Here is a 23,048-nt window from a genome sequence, read left to right on the forward strand (position 1 = left end):
CGAAGATTGACCGGGCGTACAACCCGGTCAATCCGTTCGTTTGATTTACTTCAGAATGCTGCGCCCGGCATATTCAGCCGTTTCACCCAGCGATTCTGCGATGCGGATCAACTGATTGTATTTCGCCAGCCGGTCAGATCGTGCGAGCGATCCGGTTTTGATCTGGCCGCAGTTGGTGGCAACCGCCAGATCGGCGATTGTGGCGTCTTCTGTCTCGCCCGAACGGTGTGACATCACATTGGTAAACCCGGCCCGGTGGGCCATATCGACCGCCTTGAGCGTTTCGGTCAGGGTGCCGATCTGGTTGACCTTGACCAGCATCGAATTGGCGCTGCCGCGTTCGATCCCGGTGGCAAGGCGGGCAGGGTTGGTCACAAACAGATCGTCGCCTACCAGCTGGATCTTGTCGCCCAACTTGTCCGTGAGGGCTTTCCAGCCGTCCCAGTCATCTTCGGACATGCCATCCTCGATGGAGATGATCGGATAGTCCGCAACCAGCGCCGCGAGATAGTCGACGTTCTCTTCGCTGGTCAGGGATTTGCCTTCGCCCGCCAATTCATAGCGACCATTCTTGTAGTATTCGGTTGCAGCACAATCCAGGGCGAGGTGAATATCTTCCCCAGGCTTATACCCAGCCTTCTCGACAGATTTAAGAATGAAATCAAGCGCATCACGGGCAGAGCTGATGTTGGGTGCAAAACCACCCTCATCGCCGATGCCGGTCGAAAGGCCCGCGTCAGACAGTTCTTTCTTCAGGGTATGGAACACCTCCGCGCCCATGCGCACCGCATCGCGGATGTTGGTGGCGCTGACCGGCATGATCATGAATTCCTGGATGTCGATCGGGTTGTCGGCATGTTCGCCCCCGTTGATGATGTTCATCATCGGCACGGGCAGGATTCGGGCAGAGGTGCCGCCGACATAGCGATAGAGCGGCTGCGTGCAGAAATCTGCCGCCGCCTTGGCCGCGGCCAGCGAAACACCAAGGATGGCATTGGCGCCGAGGCGGGATTTGTTCTCGGTGCCGTCCAGTTCGATCATGCTTTCGTCAATCTCGACCTGTTCGGTGGCGTCGATGCCGACCAGCGCCTCGGCAATCTCGCCGTTCACGGCGGCGCAGGCTTCCAGCACGCCTTTGCCCAGATAACGCGATTTGTCGCCATCGCGGCGTTCAACGGCCTCATAAGCGCCGGTGGATGCGCCCGATGGCACAGCGGCGCGGCCCATGGTGCCGTCTTCGAGGATCACATCAACCTCCACTGTCGGGTTGCCCCGGCTGTCGAGGATTTCGCGGGCGTGGATGTCGATGATCGTGCTCATGGGCAATGTCCTTTTGGCTCAAGTCGAGTGCGTTTTAACGAGGCAGGGCCGGGTTGGAAAGGCGGCTTACTGTAGCGGCCTGATTTTGCGTTCGCGCCAGACGGTATAGATGCCGGAGGCCACAATGATGGCCGCCCCAAGCAGGGTCAGCGTATCGGGGGATTCGTCAAAGATGACGACACCTGCAATCAGCGCAAAAATCAGCCGCGTATAACGGAAAGGCGTGACAAAGCCGATGTCACCTACGCGCGTTGCGGCAACAATGGCGTAATAGGCAAAAAGGCCAATGGTGATGGCCGAGATAACCTTGATCCAACCGCCAGAAGTCGGCGCGACAAGGCTTTCGCCGGTGAAAAACAACAAGATCACCCCCGCAGGCAGCACGGAGACAAAGCCAACAAAGCTGAGCTGCATCGACGACACGCTTGGCGGGATCTTGCGCGTGGACAGATCCCGCAGCGCCAGTGCAAAGACCGCGATCAGGGCCAGAATGGACAAAAGTTCAAAGCTGTCCATGCCAGGCCGGATGATCAGCAAGACACCAAACAGCCCGACAAAAATCGCGCTCCACCGGCGCCAGCCCACAGGCTCGCCCAGGAACAGTGCCGCGCCCAGTGTAACCACCAGCGGGGTGGCCTGCAAAATCGCCGAAGCGCTGGAGATCGGGGTCAGCACGATGGCCGAGACAAAGGTCAGTGCGCCGATCAACTCGCCCATCGCGCGGGCCAGGATGGGCCAGGACAGCATTTCACGGGTGAAGAGGGATTTGCCCTGTGCCAGAACCACCGCGCCAAAGACCGCCGATCCGCCAATGCCCAGCATCAACAGGATCTGCCCAATGGGCAGCGCGTCGGCCAGCAGCTTGATAAACATATCCTCAAGCGCAAAGCCCAGCATCGCCAATACCATCAGGACGGCGCCGCGAAAGTTGTCCATGTTCAGATCCCAGCCGATTGTCTTTTCCCCGCCATGACGGTTTTGGCGGCCAAGGGCAAGTGCGGCTGGAAGCTGCCTGCAACCGATGATAGCACGAGGCATGCAGAACGATGTTTCCCGGATTTCCCCGCTCACCTCCGCAATCACTCTTGCCATTGCGATCGCAGGTGCTGCCCTGGGATGGGCCATAAACGCGCCGGTCTATATGTTGCTTGGCCCGGCAATCGCGGTGACATTGGCGGGCTTGGGCGGCCTGACGACCGGTGTTGACACCCGGCTTCGCGATTTGTGTTTCCTGCTGCTGGGGATCGCGGTCGGGGCGGGGTTCGACGCGGATGCGCTGGCGGCGATGCTGCGCTGGCCGCTGGCCTTTGTCTTTATGGCGCTGATCATCTGGGCGATCCTGGTCCTGTGCCGGATCATCCTGGTACGCGGGTTCGGATTTGATCCGCGCTCGGCCATCCTTGCCTCTGCGCCGGGGCATCTTAGCTTTGTCATGGCCATCGCAACCGAAGGTGGTTCTGACGTGGCGCGGATCTCGATCACGCAATCGGTGCGGCTGTTGTCGCTGACGATTGTGGTTCCCTTTGTCGCCCTTGCCATGGGGATCGAAGTGTCGGGCAATGTTGCCCCGCAAGGCGATCAGATGAGCCTGCTGGTGATTGCTGTTCTTGCGGTTCTGGCCTCTGGGGTCGGCTATTTGTTCATGCGTTGGAATGTGCCGGCGCCGTTGTTGTTGGGCGGCATGGCGGTCAGTGCACTTGGTCATGTGACGGAATTGGCGCCCGGTGTCTTGCCCGCATGGTTGATCCTGCCGGCCTATCTGGTGCTGGGCGGGTTGATCGGGACACGGTTTTCAGGGGTGACATTGGCGCGGCTGACCAGTGGGCTCATGGCCGGTTTGGCAATCACCGGCGTTGCGGTCGGGCTGGCGGCGCTTGGCGCAGTGCCGGTTGGCCTGGCACTGGGCATGCCTTTGGCGCATGTGCTGGTCGCCTTTGCACCCGGCGGTTTTGAAACGATGATCGCGATGGGCGCGGTGCTGGGCGTGATCCCCGGCTTTGTCGCGGCCTGCCATATCATGCGGCTTGTGGTGCTCAGCTTTGTTTTGCCCGCGATGTTGGCCCGTCAACGACGCAAAGAGGGCTCCGCTTAGCTGCCTTTCTTGAGCGGGACGCCGTAAAGCTCCATCCGGTGCCCGCGCAGCTCATATCCAAGCTTTTTGGCGATGCGTTCCTGCAATTGCTCAATCTCGGCATCGACAAATTCGATCACCTTGCCGGAATTGAGATCAATCAGATGGTCATGGTGATCGCGCTCTGCATCTTCATAGCGTGCGCGCCCGTCACCAAATTCCAGCTTGTCGAGGATGCCCGCCTCCTCGAAGAGTTTGACCGTGCGATAGACCGTGGCAATCGAGATTGCACCATCCAGTGCAGAGGCACGCGTGAACAACTCTTCGACATCCGGGTGGTCGCGGCTGTCTTCGATGACCTGGGCGATGATGCGGCGCTGGCCTGTCATGCGCAGCCCCATGCTTTCGCAGCGGGTGATGATGGATGTACTCATAGGCCGCCCCCGGTCGCCTGATCGTCAAAGAGCCCCCGTCTTAGCGGTGTTCGCGCCGCAGTTCTACAGGCTTTTGGCCGCAGAGGTTGACTTTCGCGCCGCGAACCCCCATTTGACCGCTCAAGCGATGCTTCTGCCGCGTGAGCAGTTCCGGTGCCGGGGATACGCCCCAACAGTCCGGCTTGTAAGCTTCGCCTCTTGTTCCCAAAATCACGCGTGGGGCCAAACGCATCAGACAGGTGTGTGGCATATGGCCCGCGCCTGCGATCTGTTTTGCGTGACCCTGCCTGCGCCTTGAGAGGCGTGATGCAATAAGAAGAAGCGCCGGGGCGATGCCTCAAGGCGTTGGAAAGACGTAATATGAGCGATTTTGACATGATGGACCTGCCGCCAAAACTGGTGGAGCGTCTGAATGAAATGGGTCTCAAAGACCCGACACCGATCCAGAGACAGGCAATTCCGCATGCGCTGAACGGGCGCGATGTGATGGGGCTGGCGCAAACCGGCACCGGCAAGACGGCGGCTTTTGGTGTGCCGCTTGTGGCGCAGATGCTTGAGATGGCGCAGCGGCCCAGCCCGAAATCCGTACGCGGTCTGGTTCTGGCCCCAACGCGGGAGCTGGCCCAACAGATCATGCAGAACCTCAAAGGGTTTTGCGAACGCACGCCTTTGAAGGTGCAGATGGTTGTCGGCGGCCAGTCGATCAATCCACAAATCAGCCGCCTCGCCAAAGGGGTGGATCTGCTGGTGGCCACACCTGGCCGGCTGCTGGATCTGATGGACCGCCGTGCCGTGCGGCTGGACGAAACCACTTTTCTGGTGCTGGACGAGGCGGACCAGATGCTTGACATGGGCTTTATCCACGATCTGCGCAAAATCTCGTCGGTGATCCCCAAGGAACGCCAGACCATGCTGTTCTCGGCGACCATGCCAAAACTGATGAACGAGATCGCCAACAGTTATCTGCGCAGCCCGATCCGCATCGAAGTGTCCCCTCCGGGCAAAGCGGCAGACAAAGTCACCCAAGAGGTGCATTTCATCGCCAAGGCCGAGAAAACCAATCTGTTGATCGAGCTTCTGGCAAAACACCGCGGTGAACGGGCGCTGGTCTTTGGCCGCACCAAGCACGGGTCTGAAAAGCTGATGAAAACGCTGGTGAAGGCGGGTTTTGATGCTGCATCCATCCATGGCAACAAATCCCAGGGTCAACGTGACCGCGCCATCGCAGGCTTCAAGTCCGGCGACGTGTCGATTCTGGTGGCAACAGATGTTGCGGCACGCGGCCTGGATATTCCGGACGTTAAACATGTCTACAATTACGACCTGCCAAACGTGCCGGACAATTATGTGCACCGCATCGGCCGAACCGCACGCGCAGGCAAAGACGGCGCTGCCGTGGCCTTTTGTGCGCCCGATGAGATGGGCGAATTGAAAGCGATCCAGAAAACCATGGGCGTCAGCATCCCTGTGGCCTCAGGTCGCCCGTGGGAGGCCGTTGACGCCCCCGACAAACCCAAGGGCAGGGGCCGCGGACGCGGTGGTCGCCCAGGGGGCGGCGGCGGTGGTGGCGGCAATCGCCCACAAGGGGGCGGCGGCTCCGGCAGCGGCGCACCCGGCAAACCCGGCGCAGGCCGCAGACGCCGGCGCGGTGGCGGTGGCAGCAAACCGGGCGGTCAGAAAGCCGCCTGACCCCGCGCCCTTTTTGGCCAAAAATACTCCTGCGCGACGAAAGCCCGTTGCGCAGGTTTTTCTTTTTCAGACAAGACCTTGCTGTCAGGTGTAAAGCGACGGCACGCCCATTTGGGCGTGGATCTCATTCACCTGGGCCGGTTGCAGGCCCAGACCCTGCGCGAGTTGGTGCAAATATTGCGCCTCGTCCTGAGTGTCGAGATCAATGCCCAATACAGACATCGCATAGACCTGCGGCCCCATGCCTTGGGGCGTTTGTGCCACCAATCCGTCGATGTCCACCGGCGCCTGCAATTGCTGCTGCACAAAGGCAGCCTCTTCGGCATCCACATCGCCCAACTGGCCCAACAGTTTTTCTTTTTCCGCCTCATCGAAGGTGCCATCAGATTTGGCCGCCTGGATCATCGCGGCCAGCATGAGCGCGGCGGTGGCCTCCTGTTCTTGCGAGGGTTCAATCTCCGGCTCCGGTGTCGCGTCAAATTGAGAGTTCAAAACCGCGCCAAAACTGGATGTGTTGCGGGCAGGGCGTTGCTCCATCGCCTTGCTGACCCCCGCCAGCAATCCACCCGCGCCGCCGGCCCCCGCCAAACCGCCAAGCAATCCACCAAGGCCGCTACCGCCGCCGCTTGAGCCGCCCAATTGTTCAAGCAAACCGCCCAATCCGCCCGCGCTGCCCGCGCGGCTGGTGCCGCCAGCACCGCCCAGCAAACCGCCCAACATGTCGTTCAGCCCGCCGCCTGCCGCGCCGCCACCCCCGCCTGCCAGACCGCCCAGCAATCCACCAAGCCCGCCGCCCGCACCTTGGCCGCTGCCGCTTTTCTTCATCACCGAACTTGCGCCCTTGGCCAGCGCCACGCCAACCGCCACTTTGGCCAGTGTTTTCATCAAACTCATCTACAGATCTCCCGTTATGTTTGGCCCAACAGTGGCAGATTTGACGGTTGATGCGAGGGGAAATTCCGGCCGGTTGCGCCATGGGCAGGCTTTTGCACATTGACTTCGCCGCGCTGCTGCCCGTTTGTGGCCCGATGGACCGCAAATCTCATATGGATCTCATTGGCGCTGTGGCGCTGACGGCTTTTGCCTTTCACCTTGGCTTTAACCAAGTGGTGATCAAGGTGACATCGGGCGGGTTCAGCCCCGTCTTTTCTGCCGGCCTGCGGTCGGCGGGGGCGGTGCTGGTGCTGCTGTTGTGGATGTATCTGCGCGGGGTGCGCATCGCATTGCCGCGTCGGGCTTGGGTTGGCGGCATTTTATCCGGGGTGTTGTTTGCGCTGGAGTTCACCAGCGCATTTACCGCGCTTGATCTGTCTACGGTCAGCCGGGTTTCAGTGATTTTTTACTCTATGCCGGTCTGGTTGGCTATGATGGCGCATTTCTTGCTGCCCGGAGAACGGCTGACAGCAGGGCGCGGCTTTGGTCTGGCGCTGGCTATGGCCGGGGTGGCCTTGGCACTGTTGGACCGAGACAGCGGCGCGGCCAGTTGGACGGGGGATCTGTTGTCGCTGTTGGCGGCGCTGTGTTGGGCCGGGATCGTGCTTTGTGTGCGGCTCACCCCGCTCAGCGAAGTGCCGCCCGCGCAACAGCTGATCTGCCAGGTCGCGATATCCGGGCCGATCCTGTTGTTGATTGCACCGCTTTTTGGCCCGCTGATGAGGGAGGTAGAGCCGATCCATATCGCAGGCCTGTTGTTCCAAATTCTGGCGGTGGCCAGTTTCGGCTATCTGATCTGGTTTTGGTTGATGACGATTTATCCGGCTTCCTCCGTCGCTTCGTTCAGTTTTCTGTCGCCGGTGTTTTCGGTGCTCTGTGGCTGGTGGTTCCTGTCCGAGGAGGTGGCGCTGTCGATCTGGGCTGCCTTGGCGCTGGTGGCGGCGGGAATCTATCTGATCAACCGCAAACCCGGACGTCCCCGCAGCGCCTGAGTTTCTTGGCCAAATGAAGATCAGGTGCCGCAGAAGGTTGCCGGTACAATCTCTTCCTGGCTGGGCGGGCGTTGCAGGTCCGGATCGGTGTTTTCAAAGGGCGTTGCAAGCGCTTTCATCAGGCGGTGGAACGGGGTCATGTCGCCAGCAACTGCGGAGTCGATCATCTGTTCGATCCGGTGATTGCGCGGGATGATCTGCGGATTTGCAGTTTGCATTCTGGACTGCGGGTCCGGTTCATCCTTGATCCGGTTCCGCCAGTTTTCTGCCCATACATCAAAGGCTTCTCGGTTTGTGAACTGATCGCGGGCATTCGGTTTGCAAAGGGCATTGAACGTATTTGCAAAATCCGCACCGTCGGTTTGCATCAACCCCAAAAGCGTATCAATCAGATCGCTGTCCTCAGCGCGGGGATCGGCGATGCCGATCTTTGCGGCAAAACGTTTCAGCCAATTTGCCTCGATCTGTCCGGGCATGGCATGCACGATCTCTGTGGCCTCTTCGACAGCGGCCTCTTTGTTCTCAAAAAGCTGGATGAGGCTGGTGGCCAGCTGTGCCATGTTCCAGACCGCGATGTTTGGCTGATTGCCAAAGGCATAGCGCCCCTGTTGATCAATGGAACTGAACACCCGGTTCTGGTGAAAGCCGTCCATAAAGGCGCAGGGGCCGTAATCAATCGTTTCGCCGCTGATGGCGCAGTTGTCGGTGTTCATCACCCCGTGGATGAAGCCCACGGACATCCACGCCGGGATCAACGCGGCCTGCGCAGCGCAAACCCTGCGCAGCAGATCCATCGGCCCGCTGGCATCCGGATAATGCCGCTTGATCGCGTAGTCGGTGAGAATGCGCAGATGATCCACCTCACCACGATGGGCAAAAACCTGAAACGTGCCAACCCGCAGATGGCTTTGCGCTACGCGTGTCAGCACCGCACCGGGCAGCGCGCCCTGTTCGCGCCAGATGTCTTCGCCGGTGGCAACCGCCGCCAAGGCGCGTGTTGTCGGGATGCCAAGGGCGTGCATCGCCTCGCTCACCACATATTCGCGCAGCACCGGACCCAGCCAGGCGCGGCCATCGCCCATGCGCGAATAGGGAGTCGGGCCAGAGCCCTTGAGCTGTATATCGCGGCGAATACCGTCGTTGCCGATTACCTCGCCCAGCAGGATCGCCCGACCATCGCCCAATTGCGGATTGAAATTGCCAAACTGATGCCCCGCATAAAGTTGGGCCAAGGGCGCGGCACCTTCGGGCGTTTGATTACCGCCAAAGACTTGCGCCAGATCGGGCACATCCGCCGCATCAATGCCCATCACCTTGGCCAGATCATCGTTAAAGGCCAGCAGCTTGGGTGCTTTGACCCTTGTTGGCGCCAGCCGCGTAAAAAAGGCATCCGGCAGTTGGGCATAGGAATTGTCAAAGGCGATGGTCATGGCCGTCCTTCAAAGTGTCTTTGACATGAACATATAGCGGTCGCGCGTGACAAATCCTGCGCGTTTGTAAAGTTTCACCGCCGCTTCATTGCCGCTGTCCACTTCGAGATGGATCGCCCGCAAACCGGCACCCGCCAGCGCACGGGGGAGAGACATCAGGGTTTCGGTGGCAATGCCGCGCCCACGCACGGCAGGGCGGATGTACAACTCGTCTATGATCGCATCGAGACCGCCAAACTCCACCGACCAGCCAAAACACACCACGATATAGCCGATAGGGCTGCGCGGTGGACCGATCAGATAGGCGGCCCCGTGCGGGATACCATCCAGCAAAGGGGCCAGACCCGCGCGGCGGGCCTCATCCGACACGTCGATACCTTCCTCGGCATGGAAAGCCGCAGCAAGCGTGGTGATCTTGTCCAGATGTTCCGGCTTGGCAAGGGTGAGGGCGGCGCTCATAGCCGGGCCAACCGTTCCGTCAGAAGGGAAAAGAACCCATCGGCGTCAATATCACCCATGAATGTCGCGTTGGCTGGCCGATCTGTCACGCGCCACCAATCGGCAACGGTCATGCCCATGGTCAGTTCCGACTGGGTCTCGATCTCGACGTTGATGTGACGGCCTGTGAAGAGATCCGGATTGATCAGATAGGCGGTGACGCAGGGATCATGCAGCGGCGCACCGGCCGATCCGTATTTTTCTTTGTCGAAGCGTTCAAAGAAATCGGTCATTTCCGCCACGGCTGTTCCGACCGCCGTGCCGATATTGCGAAAGGCATCGTTGCGCGGTTTGGTGACCAATGCCTTATGCGTGACATCAAGCGGCATCACAACGATGGGCGCGCCACATTTGAACACGATATCAGCGGCTTGTGGATCGACGTAGATGTTGAATTCCGCCGCCGGGGTGATGTTGCCCCCTTCGAAATAACCGCCGCCCATCAGCACGATCTTGGCGATCCGATTGGCGATATCGGGGGCTTTTTGCAGGGCTGTCGCGATATTGGTGAGCGGGCCAAGCGGGCACAGTGTGATCGTGCCGGGGGCATATTCGCGCAGCTGATCAATGATAAAATCCACCGCATGGCCGTCTTGCAGGGGCATTGTCGGGTCAGGCAGGTCGGGGCCATCAAGGCCGGTTTTGCCATGCACATGTTCCGCCGTCACCAGATCGCGGCCAAGGGGGCGGTCACAGCCGGCAAAGACTTTGACATCGCTGCGCCCCGCCAGTTCACAGATGATCCGCGCGTTTTTCGAGGTCAGGTCAAGCGGCACATTGCCCGCCACACAGGTGATGCCCAGCACCTCCATGTCTTCGGGGCTGGCCAGGGCCAATAGGATTGCGACGGCGTCGTCCTGTCCGGGGTCTGTGTCGATGATGATCTTGCGGGCGGGCATAGTGTGTTCCTTTTTTCCACTGGAATAGGGCATGAGGTCTGCGAACAAAAGGTCCGTTCAATCCTTGTTGGCGGCGGCACGCTCATCCGCTTTGATGTCATTCCACATGGCGTCCATTTCTTCGAGGTTGCTTTGTGCGGGCGTCTTGCCGATGGCGGCTAATTTTGCCTCTACCCCTTCAAAGCGTTTGGTGAATTTGGCATTGGCACGGCGCAAGGCTGCCTCGGGGTCAAGATTGAGGTGGCGGCCGAGATTGGCCATCACAAACATCAGATCGCCAAATTCCTCTTCGATCTGATCTGGTGTCAGCTCATTCTGGGCCTCGACCAATTCGGCAGCCTCTTCCTTGATCTTGTCGAGCACCTGCGTGGTTTCAGGCCAATCAAAGCCGACCCGCGCCGCCCGTTTTTGCAATTTATACGCCCTCAGCAGGGCGGGCAGACCAACCGCGACCCCGTCCAAAGCTCCTTTTTGCGCTTTGCCCGCGCGCTCTTGCGCTTTGATCGCTTCCCAATCGGCGGTTTGCTGTTCCGCGGATTTGTCGCGCGATTCCTCGCCAAAGACATGCGGGTGCCGCGCCACCATTTTATTGCTTATGTTCTGCACCACGGATTGAAAGGTAAAATGTCCGGCCTCCTCGCCCATCGCGGTGTGATAAACCGTCTGCAACAGCAGATCGCCCAGCTCACCTTCGAGTTCCGGCCAATCACGTCGCTGGATCGCATCGGCCACTTCGTAAGCTTCTTCAATGGTGTAGGGGGCGATGCTGTCAAAATCCTGTTCGATGTCCCATGGGCATCCGGTCTGCGGATCGCGCAGGCGGCGCATGATCTCCAGCAGGCGATCGATGCCTGCGGATTGGTCGTTTATCAGGGTGTCGGGCATTGCAGCTTTGTCCTTGGTGGTGTCAGATGCAGCCTGATCAATTCTGAACCAAGGAGTCCACCCCATGCCTGTCGTCAACCGCATCGCCGATTTCAGTGCCGACATGGCCAAGTGGCGTCAACATCTGCACACAATCCCTGAATTGGGATTGGAATGCCACCAAACAGCGGCCTTTGTGGCGGAGCGATTGCGCGAATTCGCGGTCGATGAAATTCACGAGGGTATCGCAAAAACCGGTATCGTGGCGATCATCAACGGGCAGGGGGACGGCCCGACAATGGGTCTTCGGGCCGATATGGACGCGCTGCCGATCACCGAAGAAACCGGTGTGCCCTATGCCAGCACCCATGAGGGGAAAATGCATGCCTGCGGCCATGACGGGCATACGGCGATGCTGCTTGGCACGGCGAAATATCTGGCGGAAACCCGTAATTTTTCAGGGCGGGTGGCGTTGCTTTTCCAGCCTGCCGAAGAAATTATCGGCGGCGGTGAGATCATGGTCAAAGAAGGGGTGATGGACCGTTTTGACATTGGCCAGATCTATGCGCTGCACAATGCGCCGGGGCTTGAGTTTGGCCGTTTTCACACCACGCCGGGGCCGATCATGGCGGCAGCCGATACCTTTACGATCAACCTCACCGGCAAAGGGGGGCATGGCGCCCGACCGCATGATTGCGTTGATCCCGTCGTGGCGGCCTGCGCGATTGTGCAAAGCTTGCAAACCATCGTCAGCCGTAACGTTGACCCGCGCCAGCAATTGGTTGTTTCTACGACACAAATCCACACTGGCACCACCGACAATGTGATCCCTGAAGAGGTCTATATCAACGGAACTGTGCGCACCTTTGACAAGGATGTTCAGGCCATGGTCGTTCGGCGGATGCAGGCGATTGTAGACGGTCATGCGGCCAGTTTTGACCTTAAGGCCGAGCTGGATTTCGAATTTGGCTATCCGCCCACGGTCAATGATCCGGGTAAGGCAGACTTTGCCGTCGATGTGGCTGGCGAAGTCGCCGGGGAGGCGGGGGTTGAGGCGGATTTCCCCCCTGTGATGGGTGCCGAGGATTTTTCCTACATGCTTGAGGCGCGTCCCGGTGCCTATCTGATGCTGGGGCAGGGTGAGGGCGCGGGCGTGCATCATCCCAAGTACAATTTCAATGATGACATTGCCCCTATTGGCGCGTCTTTCTTTGCGCGTCTGGTGGAGCGGGCGCAGCCAGTCGCGGGGAAGTAACATGGCACTGGAGGATGCAAAAAACCAGGTTGATCAGGCGTTTACCCGTGAGGATCTAAAGGGGCCAAGCTTTGAAAATGCCTTTGGCGGGGCCACGTCGTTTCTGCGGCGGCGCTACACCAAGGATCTGACGGGCGTTGATATCGCCGTGACGGGGGTGCCGTTTGATCAGGCCGTGACCAACCGCACCGGCACCCGCCTTGGCCCGCGCGCGATCCGCGAGGCCTCCAGTTTGCAACCCTATGATCCGCCCTATGGCTGGGACTTTGATGTGCTGAGCGAATTTGCCATCGCGGACTATGGTGATCTGGCCTTTGATTATGGTCACGTCAGTCAGTTCCCTGCCGCTTTGACCGCGCATATCAAGGGTATTCTGGATGCCGGCGCGGCCAGCGTTGTTCTGGGTGGCGATCATTACATCAGCTTTCCGATTCTCAAGGCCTATGCCGAAAAATATGGGCCTATCAGCCTGTTACAGTTCGATGCTCACTCAGATACATGGCCCGATGACGACATGGACCGAATTGATCATGGGACAATGTTTTACAAGGCGGTGAAGTCGGGCATCGTTGATCCTGAAACCTCTGTGCAGGTGGGCATTAGAACAACCAATCCAGACACTTTGGGTGTTACAACCATTGACGCCCGTGAGGTGCATGAACTGGGGCCTGCTGCCGCCGTCGCCAAGATCAAGGCGGTTCTGGGGGACCGGCCCTGTTACCTGACCTTCGACATTGATGCGCTTGATCCGGCTTTTGCGCCGGGGACTGGAACACCTGTCTGGGGCGGTCTGACCTCGGCGCAGGCGGCGATCATGCTGCGGGATCTGGCGGGGATCAACATCATGGGCGGTGATATCGTGGAGGTCTCTCCGCCATTTGACACAACAGGTGCCACCGCGATTGCGGGGGCCCATGTGGCCACCGAAATCCTGTGTCTGCTTGGCCACCGGATGAGAACGGCATGAGCACGTTCAACCAACCGATTGGCGGCAATGATCTGGCGCGATTCTCGGGGCCGAACACCTTTATGCGGTTGCCGTCTGTAAATGATCTGGCGGGGCTGGACGTGGCGGTGTTGGGCGTGCCGATGGATATCGGCACCAGCTGGCGATCAGGTACGCGTTTTGGCCCCAAACAGATCCGGGCGGAATCGGCGATGCTGCGCCCCTATAACCTTGGCACCGGGGCTGCGCCATTTGATGCATTGCAGGTTGCGGACATCGGAGATCTGGCGATCAATACTTTCTCTCTGAGTGATAGTTTGCGCATTATTTCAGAAAGTTATGACGCAATCCTCAAGCATGACGTGAAGCCTTTGGCGATGGGCGGCGATCATTCAATAACTCTGCCGATCCTGCGGGCCATCGCGCGCAAACATGGGCCGGTCGCGCTGGTCCATGTGGACGCCCACGCCGATGTGAATGATGAGATGTTCGGCGAGCGTGAGACCCATGGCACAGTGTTTCGACGCGCATATGAAGAAGGGCTCATAAATCCCTCCAAAACCTATCAAATCGGCATTCGGGGGTCGGGCTATTCTGCCGAGGATTTCTCGGAAGCCGCAGGCTGGGGGTTCCAGCAGTTTCCGGCTGAGGGGCTGTGGGGGCGTGATCTGTCATCGCTGGGTGCTGAGGTTCGGCGCGATATTGGCGATCTGCCCACCTATGTGACCTATGACATCGACAGCCTTGACCCCGCCTTTGCACCCGGCACAGGCACGCCCGAGATTGCCGGGTTGACCACGCCGCAGGCGTTGCAATTGATCCGTGCCTTGCGAGGGGTCAACATCATCGGCGGCGATCTGGTTGAGGTCTCTCCGCCTTATGACACATCCGGCAACACGGCGCTGACCGGGGCGAATATCCTGTTCGAGATGCTCTGCGTTTTGCCCGGTGTCAGCTACCGCTAGCGGCAGCCGAACAATATGAAGAAGGGAATTGTGATGTCCATATGGGTGGTTTTGCTGCTGGCCGTCGCGGCTGTGGCTTACGTCCGACTGTCCCCGTCTGATCAGGGGAAGTGGCACAATGCGGCGCCTTTTCAAAGCGTTGAAGAAAAGCACGGCAAAGGTTTTTACATCTGGAGACAAGCGGCGGAGGACGACGGCACAGCCACACTTGCCGCGTTGGACCAGATTATCCGCGCAGAGCCGCGCACCAAGCTATTGGCAGGATCACTGGCTGACAAACAGCTCACCTATGTGTCGCGCTCCAAGGTCGTGGGCTTTCCCGACTATACGACAATTGGCATCTACCAGACGCCCGAGGGGCAAAGCTATCTTGAGGTCTATGGGCGTTTGCGCTTTGGCCGGTCAGATCTTGGGGTAAACGCCAAGCGGATTAAAGGTTGGCTCGGGCAATTGCAGGTCTGAAGACAGGCACCCTTGCTGCACTTCGCGCCACATCGGCACGTTCAGCGACATCTGGCATTGTGCCATGAACATGCGCCCATCCACTTGCAAACAAATGGTTTCTCCCAGCTCGACCCGGCTTCCGGAGCGGTCCGTACAATAACAATCAATGGTCTTGCCGCCGGGGCCGACCACATCGGCGGTTGCGGGAAGGGCGAAAAGGCTTGCGATCAGTGCGATGCGTTTCATGCGCCTAGTATAGCACGATGCGGCCCTTGACCAAAGCCCCTGCATCCGCCAGAGGTTTGCCATGATCCCGATCGACCGACTTGAACAAATTTCTCAGCGTTTCCAGTATCTGGAAGCGGCAATGTCCGCAGGCTCCGATGGGGCGGATTTCGCCGCTTTGGCCAAGGAATACGCAGATCTGCGCCCGGTGGTGGAGCAGATTACCGCCTACAAGCAACTTCTCAGTGATCTTGATGAGGCAGAGGCGATGCTCTCTGACCCTGAGATGGCTGAACTGGCGCAGGAAGAGTTGCCGGCGCTCAAGGCCGCGTTGCCCAAGGCGGAGGATGCGCTGCAACTGGCCCTTTTGCCGCGCGATGCAGCGGATGCCAAGCCGGCCATGCTTGAGATCCGCCCTGGCACAGGTGGCGATGAGGCCGCGCTTTTTGCCGCCGATTTGTTACGCATGTATCAACGCTACGCCGAGGCGCGCGGTTGGGCTTTTGAGCTGATCGAAGAACAGATGACCGAACTTGGGGGCGTCAAAGAGGTGGTCGCGCATATCAAGGGCGACAACGTTTTTGCGCGTCTCAAGTTCGAGAGCGGCGTTCATAGGGTCCAGCGGGTGCCAACCACCGAAAGCGGCGGGCGTATTCATACCTCTGCGGCGACGGTTGCGGTGCTGCCGGAGGCCGAAGATGTGGACATCGAGATCAACGCCAGTGATTTGCGGATTGATACGATGCGCTCCTCCGGTGCGGGGGGGCAGCATGTAAACACCACCGATTCTGCCGTGCGGATCACCCACCTGCCAACCGGGATCGTGGTGACGTCCTCGGAGAAGTCCCAGCACCGGAACCGCGACAAAGCCATGCAGGTGCTCAAAGCGCGGCTCTATGATCTGGAACGCAGCCGGGTGGATAGTGAACGGTCGGCAGACCGTGCCGCGCAGGTGGGGTCGGGGGATCGTTCAGAGCGTATTCGCACCTATAATTTCCCTCAGGGGCGCATGACGGACCACCGGATCAATCTGACCTTATACAGGCTCGACAGTGTGATGCAGGGCGATCTTGACGAGATTGTGGATGCCCTGACCGCCGATGCACAAGCGCGGCAACTGGCCGAGATGAACCAATGAGCGCACCCACGGCGGCTCAGGCGATGGCCGCCGCCGCAGCACGGCTGAGGGCCGCAGGTGTGCCAGATCCGGCCCGCGATGCGCGGATCCTGCTGGCCCATGCGGCCTCGGTTGATGCGGCGCGTGTGACGTTGATCGCCCCCGAAGAGATTGCGCCAGAGATCGCCGAGCGGTTTGAACAACTGGTCGCCTTGCGCGCGGTGCGCGTGCCGGTGTCCCAATTGATTGGCAGCCGGGGGTTTTATGGCCGCGATTTCCGGATCAGCCGCGATGTGCTGGACCCGCGCCCCGAGACAGAGACCTTGATCGAATTGGCGCTTTCTGCCCCGTTTGAGCGGGTGCTAGACCTTGGCACCGGATCAGGCTGCATTTTGGTGACATTGCTGGCCGAGCGGCGAACAGCAAGCGGTGTCGGTGCCGATTTGTCCGAAGCGGCCTGTTTGCAGGCCAGCGCCAATGCGGTGCTGCACGAGGTGGCCGGACGGGCAGAGGTGATCCAGTCTGATTGGTTTGACCGGATCGAGGGGCGGTTTGATCTGATCGTATCCAACCCGCCCTATCTTGCCGCAACCGAAATGGCAGATGTCGCGCCTGAATTGCGCGATCATGAGCCGGCGATGGCGCTCACCGATGGGCTGGATGGTCTCTCGGTCTACCGGATCATCGCCGATCAGGCACAGGGTTATCTGACCGCAAAGGGGCGTGTTCTGGTCGAGATCGGCTGGCAGCAGGGCGATGCGGTTTGCGCGATATTCCGCGATGCAGGCTGGGCTGGCGTGACATTGGCACATGATCTGGATGGGCGTCCGCGTGTCGTTTGTGCCGATACACCGGCCTGATTGGGCAAAAAAACACCTAGTTAGCCGGATTTTCTGCACTTTTGGCTTGCCGCGGGTCACTTGAAATGCTTATTCAAAGATGTTGCAGCGGTGGATGCCTTAGGGCGGTCCCGCGCGGCGTTAAGCCCAACAAATAGCTCAACCGGGACTGAATGGCGGCCAAGTGCCACCCGGTTATTATCGAAGAACAGCATACAAGGCTGAAATTTTTCATGAAATCCACGAGATCCCGGTCCCGGTCGAAGAACAATCGCAATCGCCAACAGCAAGGCGGTAACGTTGTTAATCGCGTCTTTGACAGCTCTGGCCCAGAAGGCAAAGTGCGCGGCACACCGCAGCAGGTGATTGATAAATACAATCAGCTGGCCCGTGATGCACAGTTGAGCAATGACCGCGTGGCGGCAGAGAACTTTCAGCAGCACGCAGAGCATTATCTGCGCATGCTGGCCGAAGCGCAGCGTGAGATGGACCAGCGCCGTGAAGAGCAAGAGCGCCAGAACCGTGAGCGTCAGGCCGAGCGGGACCGCGAGCGCGCAGAGCGGCAGGAGCGCGAAGCGAACCAGCAGCCACAGAATGATCCGGCAAATGTCCCACAGCCCGACGTTGGCAGCGATGACAATGCCGAGGCAAAAGGCAGTGACGAGGACAGCGGTCTGGTGGAAACACCAGAAAGCAAACCCAAGCCCAAACGCCAGCCGCGCCGCAAGCCCAAGCCAAAGTCCGAGGGCGACGCGCCGCAGGGCAACGGCAGCGGCGATCAACCCGAGGCGGCGGAGTAAACCGGCGAATTCAGGTCAGTAAACATTCCAACCGCCCTTCGGGGCGGTTTTTTGTTGGTGTTATTTGGCGTCTGCCACAAGGTTTGTTTCAGGAAGTTTGCGCCAGACTTACCGGCAGCTTGATCATTTGCCCTTGGCCTTGGCAACCTCGCGGGCCAGGGCGCAGAACCCTTCAAGGGGAACCTGCTCGGCCCGTTCTGTAGGCTTGATCCCAGCGGCATTCAGCACCTCTTCGATCTCGGGAACCACACCCTTCAACGCGGCCCGCAGCATTTTGCGGCGTTGGTTGAAGGCGGCGGCCACCACATGGCTGAGCACGGCTGGATCGGCGGGAAAGCGCGGCTCGGGCAGGGCGTCCAGATGTACCACGCTGGAGGACACTTTCGGCGGCGGGGTAAAGGCGCCGGGGGGCAATTGCAGCACGATCTTGGCCTCGGCCCGCCACTGCGCCAGTATCGCAAGACGTCCATAGGCCTTTGATCCCGGTTGCGCCACGATCCGTTCGGCGACCTCGCGTTGGAACATCAAGGTCAGGCTTTGCCAGAACGGAGGCCATTGCGGCGGCGTCAGCCAGCGCACCAACAACTCGGTCCCGACGTTATAGGGCAGGTTCGCCGCCACGCGGATGGGCGGGGTCAGATGGGACAGTGGATTGACCTCAAGCGCATCCCCCTCGATCACCGTCAAACGGTCTGGATAGGCCTCTGCGATCTCGGCCAGCGCGGGCAGGCAGCGGCTGTCTTTTTCGATGCACAGCACCCGCCGCGCCCCTTCGGCCAGTAACCCGCGGGTCAAACCGCCGGGGCCGGGGCCAATCTCAAGAACATCACAGGCGCTCATGTCGCCTGCCTGCCGGGCGATTTTGGCCGTAAGGTTCAGATCCAGCAGAAAGTTCTGGCCCAGTGACTTGCGGGCCGACAGCCCATGGTTGGCAATCACTTCGCGCAGCGGGGGCAGGGTGTCGATTGCGCTCATGAGTGTTGGGCCATTCTATATGCGGTCCTGATCGCTTCGATCATGCTGGTGGGATTGGCGATGCCTTTGCCTGCAATGTCAAAGGCCGTACCGTGATCGGGCGAGGTGCGTACAAAGGGCAGCCCCAGCGTCACGTTTACCCCACGGTCAAAGTCCAGCGTTTTGATCGGGATCAGCGCCTGATCGTGGTACATCGCGACCGCGGCGTCATAGCGGGCACGGGCAGCGGCATGAAACATCGTGTCGGCGGGCAATGGGCCTGCCAGATCAAAACCTTCGCCGCGCATCTGGTCCAGCAGGGGCGCGATCCAGTCGCATTCCTGCCGCCCCATGGCGCCGCCTTCGCCCGCGTGTGGGTTGAGACCGGCCACAGCAAGGCGCGGCGCGGAAATCCCGAACATATCTCGCAGCCCCGCGTGGGTGATCTCGATCGTGCGGCGCAGTTTTTCCGGGGTCAGGGCGGTTGGCACCTGATCGAGCGCAATGTGAATCGTTGCAGGCACCACCCGCAATTGGTCAGAGGCCAGCATCATCACCACATCCGTCACCCCGCCAAGGGCGGCGAGATATTCGGTGTGACCCGGATAGGCAAAACCTGCGCCATCCATCAGCGCCTTTTTGTGAATGGGTGCGGTGCAAAGTGCGGTCGCCTGTCCTGTGCGGACCAGATCAACACCGGCGGCGATCACATCAATCACATGCTGTGCATGGGCGGGGTCGGGCTGCCCGGCAATGGCGGGGCTGCCAAAATCATATGCCATAACCGGCAGGGCGTCGGGCGAAAGGGCCGCGGCTTGCGATGCATCATCGACCACCTCAAATGCGGTGCCTTGAGGCAGATGGCGCGGATCGCCCAGCCACAGCAGCGGGATTTCGTCCTTCAGCGCGGCCCATGCCGATGCGGCAACTTCCGGCCCTACGCCAGCAGGTTCGCCGCAGGAAAGGACAACCGGCCGCCTGCTGAGGCTCATTTGTAGATGATGCGGGCTTCGGCGCGCAGTTGCTGCAACAGTTGGTTGGAATAGCCTTGCAATTTTTGCTGGCGCAGGGCGTTCAGAACGGCGTCACGGTCGGTTTCGGCGTTGGCCTCTGCGGTGCGTTTGCACAGCATCAGCAGCACAAGGTTCTGGCCATTGGCGCGGGTCAATGCCGTGGAGGTTTCACCGGGGTCCAGCTTGGACAGCTCGATGGCGTAATCCTTCGGCAATTCGCCGGGCTTTTTGGTTTCGCGGACCAGAACTTCAGGAGGCTGGCCCTTGGCGATGCCATAAAGGTCGTCGCAGACATCCACCTTGCCTTGAATGCGTGCGGCCTCTGCCAATGCGGCCTCTGACCGACCTCCGGGAATGAAATAGGCGGCGTATTCAATGGCGGAATAGCTTTGTTCCGGGGCGCCGGTTTCTTCGATCGCACGCAGCTGGAACAGCGCCACGGCATTGGGGATCGGCAATGGCGAAGTAACTTCACCCGGGGCAAGGGCCAGCAACAGCGGCTGTAGGGAGGGTGGCAATTTGGAAAGTGGCGTCCAAGGCAGGCGCCCACCGGCACCGCGAGAGGCCGTCGCGGAATATTTCCGCGCATAATTTGAGAATTCGGCCTCGGAGGTGGTCTGCGAGATTTGACCGGCCAATGCATTGACCCGCGCAGCCTGTGGCGGCGGGGCAGGAATGATAATTTCCGAGACCAGCACACGCAGACCGCTGCCGCCGCTGCTGGCGCCCATGGCACGGTCAATTTCTGCATCCGTGATGTTCACCGAATTGAGATAGCGCGCGCGGATCAGCTCGCGCCAGATCAGTGACGTGGTGACATAATCGCGGAAGGTTTCGCGCGATACGCCGGATTGCTCCAGCGCCTTGGTAAACTCTTCGGTCGTAAGGTTTGCACGGGCCGCAAATTCGCTCAGCCCAGTTTGGATGCCTTCCTCGGTCAGCTCAAGCCCCACATCGGTGGCGGCGCGATTGCGCAGGCGATCATCGATCAGGCCTTCCACGACGCTGTCGCGGTCAGATCCCGGTGCGTTGAGCAATTGCAGGAACCGCTGGCGCTGCTGCACTTCGAATTCTGTGACCACCATGCTGTCGACCCGAACAACAGGTGCAAACAGGTTTTGGGCGCTGGCCGATTGCCCGCCAAGCGTAACAGCCGCCATCAAGGCAAAGGTGCGGGTCGCCTTGGCGAGGGTGGTGATGATCATTTCCGACATGAGCGCAGGTATCTCTCTGTTCCGGTTGACGCGGCAAAGCCCCGTAGGCCGACGTTAAAGCCGATATTGGTGGTAGGCTCAACACTAGTTGAGGATGAATAGCTCCGCCAGACCGAGAGATCGACGGTAACACATTCATTGTCATATTGCAGGCCAACGCCTGCTGTGGCGGCGCGGTCATCCGCCACGTTGAACCGCCAATCGGCACGGGCGGTCCATTGGTTGTTGATCTGGTAATTGCCCTTGAGGAAAATCTCCGAGACGGCATTGGCGCGATCTTCGGCTGGATCGGCATCAAGCCAGATATAGCTGCCCGAAACCCAGCCGCGTTTGAACTCCCAAATGCCGCGCAATTCGGCCTTGGCAAAATCCAGATCCTCGTCGATCAGGCTGCGCCCCAGAATGGAGAAGCCGCCCGGCATTTTCACCTGTCCGGCAATCAGGAAACTTGAGGTTGTCCCCGTCAGGCCCGAGGTGGCGGAAAAGGCCGTGTCGGCCTCACCGCGCAGCACTTGACCCACACTGACATGGGCGTTCCAGCCTGTTGGATCAAACCGCGCCCAGTTCACGCCGATCGCCGCCACGGTCTTGCGTTCACGGCGGTCGGGGCGGGGAAAGCGGGACAGTGACAACAGGTTGCCTTCGTCAAATTCCACCCGCGTGCTTTCGTCGTTGGGCACGTTCAACCGGTTGCCCCCGGTCCAGGCCAGTTGCGCCACGGGTTCCAGCATCTGTGTGACGCCGCCCGCGCCGTGGCGGATCATGGGATAACGCAGGGCCACCGCGGCATGGGGGACCACTTCGGAATGGTTTTGGGGGAAAGTTTGATCCTGCGTGATGTCAAAAAAGTTAAAACTGGCCCCCATGCGCAGATCGGCCACAACACCGGAGGAATAGGTAAACCGGCGCAGCCATTCGGCCTGCCCATGCAAACGCGCCACATCGCGGCCATCCACGATCAGGTCGGCATCCGGCCCGTCCGTATCCCTGTCCGAATTGCGTCTGTGACTGTGCGCCCGCAGGCTCAGCCGCAGCTCGCCGCCCCAGGCTTTGGGGAACAGGCGTTTTTCATATTCACCGTCCAGAACGATCGTGGGCAGGTTGTCGTTGATATCACCGTCCCGCAGGCTTTCGAAATTGTAGACACTGGCGCGGATGTATTCATCCCGCCGCGCGCGGCTGAGGGTGACGTCACTGGACAGGCGGTCCCCGTCAAAATAGCCGTATTCAGAGAAATAACTGCGATCGCTGGTGGCTTGCAGGCTGAAGGTCAGCTTGTAATCCCGCTTGAAATCAAAGGCGCCAGACCCGATCAGATAACCACGCAGCTTGCCCGGACGCTGGTCATCGCGGGTCAAGGCGCCGTCAAAGGTGATATATCCGCGCCGGAATGCCTGGCGGTAGCGCAATTCAATCGTGCGGGTCGCACTCGATAAATATGGGGTGATGGTCAGATCGCGATGATCACCCAGCTTGACAAAATACGGCAGTTTCAACCCGGTCCCAAGTTGCGATGTGGTCCGGATGGAGGGGACAAGAAAACCTGTCGCCCGTTTCAGATTCGGATCGGGCAGGCGCAAATGCGGGATATATAGAACCGGCACGTTGAGAATGCGAAACTGTGCCTCATCGAAATAGAGCTGCTGTTCCACCTTGTCGTGGACAATCCGGCGGGCGCGGATCTGCCACAGGGGCGGGCGGCCATCCTGACAGATCCGGCAGGACGTGACCGAGGCTTTGTAAAGCTGGCTGTAGCGCCCATCCACCTGGTTGATTTGCTGTGCGGCCAGTTGCAATTGCTGGTTCAGGATCAGCCGCGCCGACAGCAACAAGCCCGAGCGCAGGCGGTTGTTCAATTCGCCGGCATCGGCAAGAAGCACACTGTCATCGCCATCGGTGATGACAATCGGCCCCTCCAGGATCAATGCGCCGGTGTCCTGATTGTAGCGGATCGCGCTGGCCCGAATTTGCGTGGTGCCCTGGAAAGCCTCGACATTGCCCTGCGCCACCAAGGTACGGTCACGGGTGATATAGACTTGATCGGCGATCAAAACCGCCGGTTGCGGCGGTGCGTTCTGGGCCCGGGCGGAAAACGTCAGCGTGCCGATGGCCAAAACAGCAAGAAGAAAAGATCGCAGCAACACCG

Annotated in this window: 23 protein-coding genes; 10 read left to right on the forward strand and 13 right to left on the reverse strand. The window is 59.9% G+C overall.

What is annotated here, in order from left to right; genetic code table 11:
- Positions 1 to 45: 45 nt before the first annotated feature.
- Together eno and K3754_RS08725 are read right to left on the reverse strand one after the other, a co-directional pair.
- Complete coding sequence (gene eno / locus K3754_RS08720; RefSeq protein WP_203211406.1) at positions 46 to 1,320, reverse strand: phosphopyruvate hydratase; 1,275 nt, start codon at positions 1,318 to 1,320, stop codon at positions 46 to 48.
- A gap of 66 nt (positions 1,321 to 1,386) precedes the next feature.
- A complete protein-coding gene (locus tag K3754_RS08725) occupies positions 1,387 to 2,256 on the reverse strand; it encodes a DMT family transporter (protein ID WP_259942924.1) in 870 nt (289 codons plus the stop codon).
- A 100-nt stretch (positions 2,257 to 2,356) separates the two neighbouring features.
- On the opposite strand from K3754_RS08725, the gene K3754_RS08730 reads away from it, so the two are divergent.
- Positions 2,357 to 3,412 (forward strand): AbrB family transcriptional regulator, encoded by a 1,056-nt coding sequence (locus K3754_RS08730; protein WP_259942925.1) that lies wholly within the window; start codon positions 2,357 to 2,359, stop codon positions 3,410 to 3,412.
- Here the strand turns inward: K3754_RS08730 and K3754_RS08735 are convergent.
- A complete protein-coding gene (locus K3754_RS08735) occupies positions 3,409 to 3,825 on the reverse strand; it encodes a Fur family transcriptional regulator (RefSeq protein WP_203211403.1) in 417 nt (138 codons plus the stop codon). The genes K3754_RS08730 and K3754_RS08735 overlap by 4 nt on opposite strands.
- Positions 3,826 to 4,185: 360 nt before the next feature.
- Here K3754_RS08735 and K3754_RS08740 point away from each other — a divergent pair, with 360 nt between their 5' ends.
- Positions 4,186 to 5,514 carry a DEAD/DEAH box helicase gene (locus K3754_RS08740; protein WP_259942928.1) on the forward strand — a complete coding sequence of 443 codons (1,329 nt, stop codon included), beginning with the start codon at positions 4,186 to 4,188 and terminating at the stop codon, positions 5,512 to 5,514.
- An 84-nt stretch (positions 5,515 to 5,598) separates the two neighbouring features.
- Here K3754_RS08740 and K3754_RS08745 read toward each other — a convergent pair whose 3' ends face one another.
- Positions 5,599 to 6,408 carry a tellurite resistance TerB family protein gene (locus K3754_RS08745; RefSeq protein ID WP_259942932.1) on the reverse strand — a complete coding sequence of 270 codons (810 nt, stop codon included), beginning with the start codon at positions 6,406 to 6,408 and terminating at the stop codon, positions 5,599 to 5,601.
- A 134-nt stretch (positions 6,409 to 6,542) separates the two neighbouring features.
- Here K3754_RS08745 and K3754_RS08750 point away from each other — a divergent pair, with 134 nt between their 5' ends.
- A complete protein-coding gene (locus K3754_RS08750) occupies positions 6,543 to 7,439 on the forward strand; it encodes a DMT family transporter (RefSeq protein WP_259942934.1) in 897 nt (298 codons plus the stop codon).
- A 20-nt stretch (positions 7,440 to 7,459) separates the two neighbouring features.
- On the opposite strand, the gene K3754_RS08755 is transcribed toward K3754_RS08750, so the two are convergent.
- Genes K3754_RS08755 through mazG form a run of 4 tightly spaced genes read right to left on the reverse strand, consistent with a single transcriptional unit; the run spans position 7,460 to position 11,151 of the window.
- Positions 7,460 to 8,869 (reverse strand): YdiU family protein, encoded by a 1,410-nt coding sequence (locus K3754_RS08755; protein ID WP_259942936.1) that lies wholly within the window; start codon positions 8,867 to 8,869, stop codon positions 7,460 to 7,462.
- 9 nt (positions 8,870 to 8,878) lie between these two features.
- Positions 8,879 to 9,328: an N-acetyltransferase gene (locus K3754_RS08760; protein WP_259942937.1), complete on the reverse strand. Its 450-nt coding sequence runs from the start codon at positions 9,326 to 9,328 to the stop codon at positions 8,879 to 8,881.
- Entirely contained in the window at positions 9,325 to 10,266 is a 942-nt protein-coding gene (locus tag K3754_RS08765) for a nucleoside hydrolase (protein ID WP_203211397.1), read from the reverse strand. The genes K3754_RS08760 and K3754_RS08765 overlap by 4 nt, the downstream gene beginning before the upstream one ends.
- A gap of 57 nt (positions 10,267 to 10,323) precedes the next feature.
- The gene (gene mazG, locus K3754_RS08770) at positions 10,324 to 11,151 is read right to left on the reverse strand and encodes a nucleoside triphosphate pyrophosphohydrolase (protein ID WP_259942940.1); all 828 of its coding nucleotides are present in this window, start codon (positions 11,149 to 11,151) and stop codon (positions 10,324 to 10,326) included.
- Between the two features lie 64 nt (positions 11,152 to 11,215).
- Between mazG and K3754_RS08775 the strand changes: the two genes are divergently transcribed.
- The 4 genes from K3754_RS08775 to K3754_RS08790 are packed head-to-tail and all read left to right on the forward strand — an operon-like array spanning position 11,216 to position 14,758.
- Positions 11,216 to 12,385 (forward strand): M20 aminoacylase family protein, encoded by a 1,170-nt coding sequence (locus K3754_RS08775; protein ID WP_259942942.1) that lies wholly within the window; start codon positions 11,216 to 11,218, stop codon positions 12,383 to 12,385.
- Between the two features lies 1 nt (position 12,386).
- Positions 12,387 to 13,352 carry an agmatinase gene (speB, locus tag K3754_RS08780; RefSeq protein WP_259942944.1) on the forward strand — a complete coding sequence of 322 codons (966 nt, stop codon included), beginning with the start codon at positions 12,387 to 12,389 and terminating at the stop codon, positions 13,350 to 13,352.
- On the forward strand, positions 13,349 to 14,296 hold the full coding sequence (gene speB, locus K3754_RS08785; RefSeq protein ID WP_259942946.1) for an agmatinase: 948 nt from the start codon (positions 13,349 to 13,351) through the stop codon (positions 14,294 to 14,296). Before speB (K3754_RS08780) ends, speB (K3754_RS08785) begins: the two co-directional genes overlap by 4 nt.
- Before the next feature lie 33 nt (positions 14,297 to 14,329).
- Positions 14,330 to 14,758, forward strand: coding sequence for a DUF1499 domain-containing protein (locus tag K3754_RS08790; protein ID WP_259942948.1), 429 nt, complete (start codon positions 14,330 to 14,332; stop codon positions 14,756 to 14,758).
- Here the strand turns inward: K3754_RS08790 and K3754_RS08795 are convergent.
- Entirely contained in the window at positions 14,699 to 14,986 is a 288-nt protein-coding gene (locus K3754_RS08795; protein ID WP_203211391.1) for a hypothetical protein, read from the reverse strand. The two genes, K3754_RS08790 and K3754_RS08795, sit on opposite strands and share 60 nt — an antisense overlap.
- A 61-nt stretch (positions 14,987 to 15,047) precedes the next feature.
- On the opposite strand from K3754_RS08795, the gene prfA reads away from it, so the two are divergent.
- The 3 genes from prfA (at position 15,048) to K3754_RS08810 (ending at position 17,721) form a co-directional block, all read left to right on the forward strand.
- Positions 15,048 to 16,103 carry a peptide chain release factor 1 gene (gene prfA / locus K3754_RS08800; protein ID WP_259942951.1) on the forward strand — a complete coding sequence of 352 codons (1,056 nt, stop codon included), beginning with the start codon at positions 15,048 to 15,050 and terminating at the stop codon, positions 16,101 to 16,103.
- A complete protein-coding gene (prmC, locus tag K3754_RS08805) occupies positions 16,100 to 16,942 on the forward strand; it encodes a peptide chain release factor N(5)-glutamine methyltransferase (RefSeq protein ID WP_203211389.1) in 843 nt (280 codons plus the stop codon). The genes prfA and prmC overlap by 4 nt, the downstream gene beginning before the upstream one ends.
- A gap of 212 nt (positions 16,943 to 17,154) precedes the next feature.
- Positions 17,155 to 17,721, forward strand: a complete 567-nt coding sequence (locus tag K3754_RS08810; protein WP_203211388.1) for a DUF4167 domain-containing protein — start codon at positions 17,155 to 17,157, stop codon at positions 17,719 to 17,721.
- 123 nt (positions 17,722 to 17,844) lie between these two features.
- Here K3754_RS08810 and rsmA read toward each other — a convergent pair whose 3' ends face one another.
- From rsmA to K3754_RS08830, 4 genes are read right to left on the reverse strand one after another with little or no spacing between them, the layout of a single operon-like run.
- A complete protein-coding gene (gene rsmA / locus K3754_RS08815; RefSeq protein ID WP_259942955.1) occupies positions 17,845 to 18,696 on the reverse strand; it encodes a 16S rRNA (adenine(1518)-N(6)/adenine(1519)-N(6))-dimethyltransferase RsmA in 852 nt (283 codons plus the stop codon).
- A complete protein-coding gene (pdxA, locus tag K3754_RS08820; RefSeq protein ID WP_259942956.1) occupies positions 18,693 to 19,667 on the reverse strand; it encodes a 4-hydroxythreonine-4-phosphate dehydrogenase PdxA in 975 nt (324 codons plus the stop codon). Before pdxA ends, rsmA begins: the two co-directional genes overlap by 4 nt.
- Entirely contained in the window at positions 19,664 to 20,902 is a 1,239-nt protein-coding gene (locus tag K3754_RS08825; protein WP_259942958.1) for a peptidylprolyl isomerase, read from the reverse strand. Before K3754_RS08825 ends, pdxA begins: the two co-directional genes overlap by 4 nt.
- The gene (locus K3754_RS08830; protein WP_311201482.1) at positions 20,890 to 23,046 is read right to left on the reverse strand and encodes an LPS assembly protein LptD; all 2,157 of its coding nucleotides are present in this window, start codon (positions 23,044 to 23,046) and stop codon (positions 20,890 to 20,892) included. Before K3754_RS08830 ends, K3754_RS08825 begins: the two co-directional genes overlap by 13 nt.
- Positions 23,047 to 23,048 lie beyond the last annotated feature (2 nt).

Source organism: Sulfitobacter sp. M368 (assembly GCF_025141875.1).
In the GTDB taxonomy this organism is placed as follows: domain Bacteria; phylum Pseudomonadota; class Alphaproteobacteria; order Rhodobacterales; family Rhodobacteraceae; genus Sulfitobacter; species Sulfitobacter mediterraneus_A.